Annotated in this window: 6 protein-coding genes and 1 tRNA gene; 2 read left to right on the forward strand and 5 right to left on the reverse strand. The window is 55.3% G+C overall.

The genetic code is table 11. From position 1 onward, the window contains the following. The first annotated feature begins 452 nt into the window (after nucleotides 1–452). Nucleotides 453–2,246: a putative bifunctional diguanylate cyclase/phosphodiesterase gene (locus tag ACUNV4_RS13415; protein ID WP_430879072.1), complete on the forward strand. Its 1,794-nt coding sequence runs from the start codon at nucleotides 453–455 to the stop codon at nucleotides 2,244–2,246. Nucleotides 2,247–2,971: 725 nt separating this feature from the next. Here the strand turns inward: ACUNV4_RS13415 and ACUNV4_RS13420 are convergent. From ACUNV4_RS13420 to ACUNV4_RS13440, 5 genes are all read right to left on the reverse strand, one after another. Beyond that, nucleotides 2,972–3,047: transfer RNA gene (locus ACUNV4_RS13420), tRNA-Thr, on the reverse strand. 531 nt (nucleotides 3,048–3,578) lie between these two features. After that, nucleotides 3,579–4,373, reverse strand: a complete 795-nt coding sequence (locus ACUNV4_RS13425) for a type III pantothenate kinase (protein WP_430879073.1) — start codon at nucleotides 4,371–4,373, stop codon at nucleotides 3,579–3,581. Next, nucleotides 4,370–5,245, reverse strand: a complete 876-nt coding sequence (locus ACUNV4_RS13430; RefSeq protein WP_430879074.1) for a biotin--[acetyl-CoA-carboxylase] ligase — start codon at nucleotides 5,243–5,245, stop codon at nucleotides 4,370–4,372. Before ACUNV4_RS13430 ends, ACUNV4_RS13425 begins: the two co-directional genes overlap by 4 nt. 28 nt (nucleotides 5,246–5,273) lie before the next feature. After that, the gene (locus tag ACUNV4_RS13435) at nucleotides 5,274–7,088 is read right to left on the reverse strand and encodes a M61 family metallopeptidase (protein WP_430879075.1); all 1,815 of its coding nucleotides are present in this window, start codon (nucleotides 7,086–7,088) and stop codon (nucleotides 5,274–5,276) included. Between the two features lie 340 nt (nucleotides 7,089–7,428). Then, nucleotides 7,429–7,611 carry a hypothetical protein gene (locus ACUNV4_RS13440; protein WP_430879076.1) on the reverse strand — a complete coding sequence of 61 codons (183 nt, stop codon included), beginning with the start codon at nucleotides 7,609–7,611 and terminating at the stop codon, nucleotides 7,429–7,431. A 134-nt stretch (nucleotides 7,612–7,745) separates the two neighbouring features. Here ACUNV4_RS13440 and ACUNV4_RS13445 point away from each other — a divergent pair, with 134 nt between their 5' ends. Then, nucleotides 7,746–9,407, forward strand: coding sequence for a glutamine--tRNA ligase/YqeY domain fusion protein (locus ACUNV4_RS13445; RefSeq protein WP_430879077.1), 1,662 nt, complete (start codon nucleotides 7,746–7,748; stop codon nucleotides 9,405–9,407). Nucleotides 9,408–9,633 lie beyond the last annotated feature (226 nt).

Genomic DNA, 9,633 nt, shown 5'->3' on the forward strand with positions numbered 1-9,633 from the left:
TTCCCATGAACTTGCGCGCAACAGGAGCGAATCGATGCCCGTATCTCCACGCAGCGCTTTCACCGACCGATGATCGTTTCGGTAGAAAAACATGGCGCGTGCCTGCCAGTGTCCCGACAGTCGATTCAGCCGGTTAGCAGCGTTGACAGTCACTCGAAGAAACGGCGGAGCAAATCGCCAGCACTTTTCTACTTTGTCAGTACCGGGCTTCGCATGATCTTGTTCACGGAACCCTCACTTGATCGGCAATCGCTGCCAGGTCAGAGCGACAGCGATGAGCTCGAAGAGACATCAGGCTACGATAGTTTCAGCCAATTTCCATTCAATTCATCCTTACGCCTGCCGATGCCTTGGACATGCAAGCCAGACAATGACGTTCACCGACCGGTCAAGCCAGCAGACTCATATCAGGAACATGCCGCACGGGGAGCTCTTGGGAGGCCAACTCAGCAGTGAGTTCTGAATCACAAGATCAATCGGATCACACAGGAATCGCTCTGGATGTCTCGTCCACGGCCGTTTGCACCGCTGGACCTCTTCTGGCAGAAACGGACTCCTCGCTGCACTCTCTGCAGAACGACAACACGCTTCTGAAGACAGCACTCGCCTTCATGCCACTGGGCATCTGCGTGTTCGACAAGCAGGATCGCCTGTTACTGTGCAATCAACAATACCTCGACATCTGGAAACTGCCCAGGGAACTGGGGCAACGCGGAACCTCGTTCTCTGACATCATGGCAGCGAGCCGGGGACAGGAAATGGAGCTCCCCGATCAGCCTCTTCCCGGAACAGCCGGACATCGGCGACGAGAGTTCGTAACCGAAGCAGGCGCAAGAATTCAGGTTCTGGTACATGTTCTTGATGATGGCACTGTCGTGGCACTGCACAGAGACATCACGGAGAGTCATCAAGCCCAGGAAAGAATCTCGTTTCTGGCAATGCACGACACCTTGACCGGTCTCTGCAACCGAGCAACGCTTTACGAAAGATTGAACGATAGCCTGTTACCCACGGCAGTACCTGGCACCAGGATACTTCTGTATCTCGACCTCGACGCTTTCAAGCAAGTGAACGACCGCAGAGGACATCCGGCCGGAGACGAGCTGTTGCGTCAGGTAGCGGATCGATTACGGAACTGCTGTCGATCAAACGACCTTGTGGCGCGCCTGGGCGGTGATGAATTCGCTATCCTGATGGACCCAGCGGAGACACAGGATGAACACGGGGCGCAGGCTCTATCGGAAAAGATAATAGCATCTCTTTCCAGGCCATTCATCATCGAGTCTCACCCAACACGAATTGGTGTCAGCATAGGCATATGCTGTAGCTCTGAAACATGCACTACAGCTGCACATCTCCTGAAAAATGCAGACATGGCACTCTACAGTGCCAAGTCGAAAGGTGGAAATCTACTGGAATTCTTCCATGCCGATCTCGACTGCAAAGAGCGCGAACGCCAGGCTTTCAACGCCGACTTCTGCCAGGCGCTGGAGAACGAGGAGTTCGAACTGTTTTATCAACCCCAGCTCGATGCATCCTCGATGGAGATCTGCGGAGTCGAGGCCATGATACGCTGGAATCATCCCGTGCGCGGCTTGATCGGGCTCGAAGAACTCATGCCGATTGCAAAAGCCACCGGATTCATCATACCCATCGAACAATGGGCACTTCGCCAGGCCTGTCTCGAAGCAAGCCGTTGGCCGAATCACGTCAAGATTACGATCAACATATCAGGCATTCAACTCCCACCACCCATGCTGCTCGATGATGTCGACAAGGCACTTGCCTCATGCAATCTGCCCGCACACAGACTGGAGCTTGAAATCACCGAGCCAGCCATGATGGAAGACATCAATGCTACCCAGGCCCTCTTGCACGAATTCAAGCTGCGTGAAATCAGTATTGCCATTGACGATTTCGGATCCGGAGCTTCCTCATTGCAGCACCTGCACAAGTTCCCGACGAACAAGCTCAAGATCAATCGCTCTATCGTCTCCCTCATGGATACCGAACCCGCGATCAATCCTACCGTGCGAGCAATCGTCGATCTTGCGAACCGTACTGGAAGGCAAGTCACGGCGAAAGGCGTCGAAACCCGAGCTCAGCTCGAGATAGCCCTGGAGCTCGGTTGCCATTTGGTTCAAGGAGACCTGATTTTCCCGCCCTGCCTTGCTACAGACATTCAAGCACTCATGAGATCCTCACGTCCTTACCGCAAGAAACACGAAACAAGTCGAAGATCTTGACTGACACTCGGAAACTCATTACGAGGAAGGACGGGATTCGTGCCATTGGCCACGAGTAGCTCCTATCAACGCCCTGCCCTGTTGATGCCCGACGGTACCGTGCTGGCGGTGACAATCTGAGCGCATTACCGTCAGGCATCAACGACGACAGACACCAACTCCGTGACAAGGCCCAACCTCGAGTTGCGCTCCAGTCGATTGCAACCCTGCTTCTTGCAAGTGCCGCACAACTGCCTGGATGTCGAATGACACAGGAATCTGCTCATCCGGCAATCGACGAGCGCTCGGCTTCATCGCCTTTCTGGCAGCGATCTGCCAAACGTGTTCATTGGTAGTGATCTGCTGCTGAAGTGGTGAGCTGATTAGTGGGTGAGTGCGTGAGTGCGTGAGTGCGTGAGTGCGTGAGTGCGTGAGTGCGTGAGCTGATGGTCTTCGTGCCTGCGCAATGTTTCAACACAGGCTTACCCGCCTACCTGCGCTCGCCATTCTGCATGAAATACGAACACGAGGGGGTCGAGGAAGCGCCAACAATCGCAGCAGCTCGGGTTGCCACCACACCGTTGTCACACATTCATGCAAACAGGAAGAATTCATTGTCGAGAAATACGCTGGCACTGTGCCAGGAAAACCGAGATTGACGTCTGTGGATGCCTCGAGATCCGGCCAGCCGGTCTTGACTGATGAGCGTGGCAAAGGAATGCAACAGATCGCTAGTCACTGAAATATGGTGCCGGCACCAAGAGTCGAACTCGGGACCTACTGATTACAAATCAGTTGCTCTACCAACTGAGCTATACCGGCACTGCGTCTTGCTGAAGTACTTTCTGAAAGTACAACTGACGACTGATGTCGCTGACTGAGATACGCCGCTTGACATCAAGGCGCCAAGTTTATGCACTTCAGAACGATTTGGCAACGGACTAGCGGCCTGAATTGAAGTTTTTTTTCGTTCCGGAGGTAGAACAAGAGTTATTCGGGGAGAAATGGGTGTCCAGTCTGCCCCTGACGCTGAAAAAGCATGTCTGACATCTGCCTGATCTTCGCCACCAGGGGACCTGGCTGTCTGCTACCAATGCCGACTCATCCGGGTGACTACCGGGCTGATGATGATTGTCTGCCTCTCCAAACATGTGGGTGTCTAATCCTGCCCAACAACACAGTGCATATTGGAGTCTTCTAGCCCTCCCGCAGCGCAATGTTTACGGGTGTCTTCTGAGCCCTATGACGCAACGCATATGGGTGTCTGCTGATACCCGCCAACGCAGGAACATGGGTGTCTGCTGATCCTTCAAAGGACGCGCCCTTGGCGGGAATATGGGTGTCTGCTGGGTATCAGCTGTACATGACGTTGTCGCAGCAGGAGGCGAGGCCTAGCTCATCGGCACTGAGCTGGCCGCCCATGACTGAAACGCCCTTCAGAACCAGCAGCGGATCGCGTTTGACTGGACTTCGCATGAATGACTCGAGAATGCCGGACTCCCCGCCGGTAATGACCGTTGTCAGCGGGCTGACGCGTCGCGAAGCTTCGAAGACCAGGCGCTCCATGGCTCCGATCGAGGCAAACCCAGTGCCTCCGGCAATGCCGCCGGCCGTGTTGTCCGAGAAAGGGCTGATATCACCATCGGCAGCAAACAGGGCTGAGGTGTATTTGCCCAGTGATCGACGCATCGTGTAGATCCCCGGCAGGATCGCTCCCCCCAGATGCATCCCGTCTGCATCAATCAGATCCACGGTGGTCGCAGTACCCGAATCAATGACGCACAGCCCACCGCTATACAGTGATCGTGCCCCGATCATGGCAGCCCATCGATCAACCCCAAAGGTTTCCGGTTCGGGATAGGCATTTCTGAGCCCTTGAAACTCGGCAGACGACTGGATTGCCACGGGCTTTACACCGAAATTCTTGCAGCACCAGGCTGACATGTTGGGAAGCAATCGTTCACCGGCCACATTCGACACATGCACGCTGTTGGGTCGTCTGTTACCCAGCCCCCCCAGCCAGATGTCATCCAGCACTTCATTCAGGAATATATCTTTCCAGGCAAAGGTCTCCAGAGGATGTAGTCCGTCCTCATCCTCGATCGCCGACTTGCAGCGAGAGTTGCCTATGTCTACCAGAATTCTCATACGGTGGGCCTTATGGATACGTTGCCGCTATAAACAGGAGTGATTTCACCGGCGCGCTCCACAAGTAAAGCGCCCTGTTCGTTGACTCCTCGGGCGACGGCTTGTTCCGTCGATTTATCTCGATGAATCAACACTTCCTTACCCCGAAGCCAATCCAATGCAGCCCAACGCTGTGCAAATGCCGACCATCCGGCTTCCTCGAAGCGATGATGTGCCGTCAATATGCCAGCAATCAGCCTCGCCGCCATTGCATCTCGATCCATTCGTGAACAAGCCACACCGGCGGCCTCCAGCGAAGTCGCACCAATACTCAACCGGAGGATTTCTTCGTCATGCAGCAGGTTGATGCCAATGCCTGTCAACAACTGGGTGCCCTGCATACTTTCCGGCAACGACACTGGCGAGAGCTCGGTAATCAGGCCGCCCAATTTGGCATCAGCAAGGATGAGATCGTTGGGCCACTTCAACTGCACCCGAATGTTCGCAGTAGCCTGCAGAGTCTCTGCAACCGCGATGCCGGTTACCAGGCTCAAGCCGATCAGCTCCCGCGCAGGCTTGTCGGAATGAGCAAGCAACGAGAACATCAGGTTTCCCGCCTGCGCCTGCCAGGCTTTCCCTCGGCGCCCCACGCCTGCACTCTGCCAGTCAGTAATACACACATGCAGGGCTGACTCACTTGCCATGACCAGATCTCTGGCATGCTCTCGTAACCAGACACTCGTGGAGTCGAGCTGCTCGAACGCGTGAACTTCCACATTTGCAGAGCAGAGAGCCCTTACCTGCTCCTGTATCAGGCTGGCATTCGGCAATTGCGTGTTCATCGGCACTTGACCACCAGTCATCAAACAGCGCCCGCCTGCAGTCGAAAACATCCGGCACCTTCCTCGACAGATGCTGCGCTCATACTGATAACCGCGCGTCTTTCAACCAACTGTCAAGACGAGCCCCATCCACTATCCGCAAATCGGCAGTGTCCTCGGGAGGGGGCTCGACGGGCAATACGGAACGATGCAGCTGGCCAAGCCTGAAGAAATGGATATCGAATTCTGCGAGATCGGCATGCCGAGCCAAGTGCCTGTCCACATCAGCCACACTGACCGACAGATTGTTCATGGCAATCAACAGATCCCCACCAGCCAATCCGGCCCGTTCCGCGGGCCCGCCCTTCATTACCTGAACAAGCCGCACCCCTCCTGGCGCATCCGTCACGGTGGCCCCGAGCCAGGGGGCGACGGGCGGCACCGGATCAGCCGACTCCTCCGACGACTCAGAGACTCCTCCCGCATCCGTGCTCGATGTTCGCGAGCGCCATTGTAAACAGACACCCATAAAGCTCAATGCCTTTTCAACCGGCAGCTCCTGCGTGGAGTACAACGCCCGATCGAAGAACTGCGACAGATCCGTTTCAACCAGGGACGCTGCCAGGCGCTGCGGCTCATCTTCTTCCAGCCCCCGACCTGTTTCCTGCCAACGCGACCACATCAACCTCATCAGGGTGTCCAATGTCTGTTGGTCATCGGACGATTCGCGTAACAGGGCATCCAGACAAAGGGCCACCAAAGCGCCTTTCGCGTAGTAACTGACTATGGCATTCGGTGAATTTTCATCCTGCTTGTAAAACTTGTGCCAGGCATCGAAACTGGACTCGGTGACACTCTGAACAAGGCGACCGGCTCCTCGCTGGACACGAGTCAACGTCTTCGCCAGTACCGTCAGGTACTTCTTGCGGTCGATGAGTCCCGCACGCACCAGGATCAGATCATCGTAGTACGAAGTCATGCCTTCAAAGAACCACAGAAGCTCCGTGTACGATTCTTCGCGCAGCTCGAAAGGAATGAAACGCGCGGGTTTTATGCGCTTGACGTTCCATGTATGAAAGTACTCATGGCTGCACAGACCCAGAAAGTTCAGATAGGCATCGCTGATTTCCGCATCGCCAACGACCGGCAGGTTCTCTCGGGTAATCATCAAGGCGGTTGACGAACGATGCTCCAGACCGCCGTAACCGGCATCAACCACCATTACCAGAAACAGGTAGCGGTCCATTGGTGCCGGCTGTCCGAAGAATTCGATTTCGTATTCGCAGATACGCTGCAGATCATCTACGACCCGCTGCTCATCGAAATGACAGGCTCCCGTGAAGATGATTTCATGTGGCACGCCGCCCGCTTCGAAACGCAAGCGCTTGAAGGTGCCCAGTTCAACCGGGTGGTCGATCAGTTCATCATAGTTGCCTGCCACATAGCGGCCGAAACCGGTTTCATCCGTGTTCGCTGCGGGCAATGACGTGGCCAGCTCAAAGCTTTTCCGGGTGTCGTGAACGGGGCGTTCGAAATCGACCTCATGAGGAGCTTCTTCCTGCCCTTTCACCGCCAGAAAAACGCTGGTGCCATTGAAGAAAGCATGTGTACTGTCGACATGGGCTGCTCGAACCGATAAATCCCAAGCGTAAACACGGTAGCGAACGGTCAATTGGGTCAGACCTGCCGGCGCCTGCCAGCTCGACTTGTCCTGCTTTGTCAGCACGATGTCTTTGCCCATACTCGAGGCATCGATCTGCACGATATTTCTGGAAAAATCGCGAATCATGTAACTGCCCGGGATCCAATTGGGCAGCGTCAACTGCTGACCGGCAGGATCCGGCGTATCCAGCTCCAGTTGCACATCGATCAGATGTGCCACCGCATCCGAAATGCTCACCCTGTAAGTTATCATGCGTCGACTCTCAAACAAGACTCCATGGCCTGATGCCACCCCCAACCGACTGTTGCCATACCGTTCATCTCCAACCACTGCTGCGCTGCTGCCCCGGCAACGTTCATACCACTGCCATGGGACACCCATGAACCTCATTGTAGCAACGCAACATCGGACATCCGCGTAACCAGACACCCAAGTCACAGCCAATCAGTTGATCGCGTCCCAGTATCAGACACCCAAGTCACGACCAATCGGTTGATCGAAAACCGGCATTCAGACACCCATGTTCTGTCACGCTCAACGACCCACCCCAACTTCACGTAAACCGGACACCCACATCCGTTGAAAACGGTCCTTAACTGGAAACCAGCCCCTCAGCTCCCAGTATCAGACACCCACATCGCGTGACGCAGCGACACCTCACGCCAAGACCAGACATCCACATCCACATCCACAGCCACAGCCACAGCCACAGCCACAGCCACAGCCACAGCAACAGCAACAGCAACAGCAACAGCAACAGCAACAGCAACAGCAACAGCTACACATGATCTCCCCAGACGCCTCAACCCCGCCCGCACATTGCCGTCAACAGGGAAAACGAATCAACAGGAGCGCGTGAAGGCTATACTTGCGCACCTCTGCCAATTTTGCGTTTCCTGCCCCACAAACATGTCCAGATCCGAGCCCGTAGAAGCCAGTAACTTCATTCGAAACATCGTTGACAAAGACGTCGCGGCCGGCAAGAACGACGGACAGGTAGTCACGCGCTTTCCACCGGAGCCCAATGGTTATCTTCACATTGGACATGCGAAATCCATCTGCCTGAATTTTGGCACCGCAGGGCGTTACAACGGACGTTGCAATTTGCGTTTCGACGACACCAACCCGGTTCGAGAGAGTGAGGAATATGTAGATGCCATCAAGGAAGATGTCAGTTGGCTGGGCTTCGAATGGAGCGAGCTGCGCCATGCGTCGGACTACTTCGACGAGCTGTATGAATTCGCCCGCGAGCTGATCCGCCAGGACAAGGCTTACGTTGACAGCAGTACCGCGGAAGAAGTGCGGGAAATGCGCGGAACGCTGACGGAACCCGGCACGCCCAGTCCGTATCGGGACCGCAGTGTCGAGGAGAATCTTGACCTGTTTCAGCGGATGAAAGAGGGCGAATTCGACGACGGGCAGCACATCCTGCGTGCGAAAATCGACATGGCATCGGGCAATATCAACATGCGTGATCCCACCCTGTATCGAATTCGCAAGGTTCACCATGTTCGTACCGGTGACAAGTGGTCCATCTACCCGATGTATGACTACACCCATTGCGTCTCGGATGCCATCGAAGGCATCACCCACTCGCTCTGTACACTCGAGTTCGAGGATCACAGACCCTTGTACGACTGGGTTCTGGACCAGTTGCAAACCAGTTGTCACCCGCAGCAGATCGAATTCGCGCGTCTGTCTCTTGAATACACGATGCTCAGCAAACGCCGCATCATCCAGCTGGTGGAAGATGGTCATGTCCACGGCTGGGACGATCCACGCATGCCAACGATCATCGGCATGCGTCGGCGAGGCTATACACCGGCCTCGCTGCGTGATTTCTGTGAGCGGATCGGCATCACCAAGAACGATGCATGGATAGAGATGGCCGTACTGGAAACCTGCATTCGTGATCAGCTGAACAGGGAAGCACCAAGACGCATGGCAGTGCTTGACCCCATCAAGGTGACCATTACCGATTTGCCGGAAGATCATGAACAGATTTTTTCGTTCGCCAATCACCCACAGGACGACAGTGCCGGGTCACGGGATGTGCCATTTACTCGCGAGGTTTTCATCGATCGGGACGATTTCGCCGAAGTACCTCCCCCCAAGTATCAGCGACTGGTACCTGGTGGCGAGGTTCGACTTCGCGGCTCTTACGTCGTCAAATGTGAAGAGATCATCAAGGACGACGCAGGCCAGGTCCTGGAGCTGCGCTGCACGCACGATCCAGCCACCCTGGGAAAGAAGCCTGAAGGCCGTAAGGTCAAAGGAGTCATTCACTGGGTGTCCGCAACACACGGCGTTGCAGCCGAGGTGAGACTGTACAACCCTCTGTTCACTCTTCCCGACCCAACCAAAGCGGCATCTCTGGAAGAAGGGATCAACCCTGAGTCGGAAGTTGTACTGAGTTCTTGCGTTGTCGAGCCGGCCTTGCAGCAGGCTTCCGCAGAGCAACACTTCCAATTCGAGCGAATCGGTTACTTCGTCGCCGATCGACATGATCACGGTAGCGACAAACCGGTGTTCAACCGTACGGTGACATTGCGGGATACCTGGGCAAAGTAGTCACCGCGGCCATGCGCTGCAGACGAGCGTAACCTGAATAATCTGCTGGTCGTAGATTCTTCAGGGCGGAGCCTGCTCTACCAGTCTTCCTGATAATGGCTTGCGAAAGTCACTTTCAGGAAGGCCCTGGAGGACTGACAAGCGCTTCCTGGAACACCAGACACCCATGAATCGAGGAGGCAGTGGACTCGACTCTGTGGCTCTGTGGCTCTGTGGCTCTGTGACT

Source organism: Granulosicoccus sp. 3-233, assembly GCF_052681095.1.

Bases quoted from the DNA above. Each gene is read 5' to 3' on its own strand.
- ACUNV4_RS13425 (WP_430879073.1), bottom strand. From the start codon at position 4,373: ATGAGAATTCTGGTAGACATAGGCAACTCTCGCTGCAAGTCGGCGATC.
- ACUNV4_RS13430 (WP_430879074.1), bottom strand. From the start codon at position 5,245: ATGTTTTCGACTGCAGGCGGGCGCTGTTTGATGACTGGTGGTCAAGTG.
- ACUNV4_RS13435 (WP_430879075.1), bottom strand. From the start codon at position 7,088: ATGATAACTTACAGGGTGAGCATTTCGGATGCGGTGGCACATCTGATC.
- ACUNV4_RS13445 (WP_430879077.1), top strand. From the start codon at position 7,746: ATGTCCAGATCCGAGCCCGTAGAAGCCAGTAACTTCATTCGAAACATC.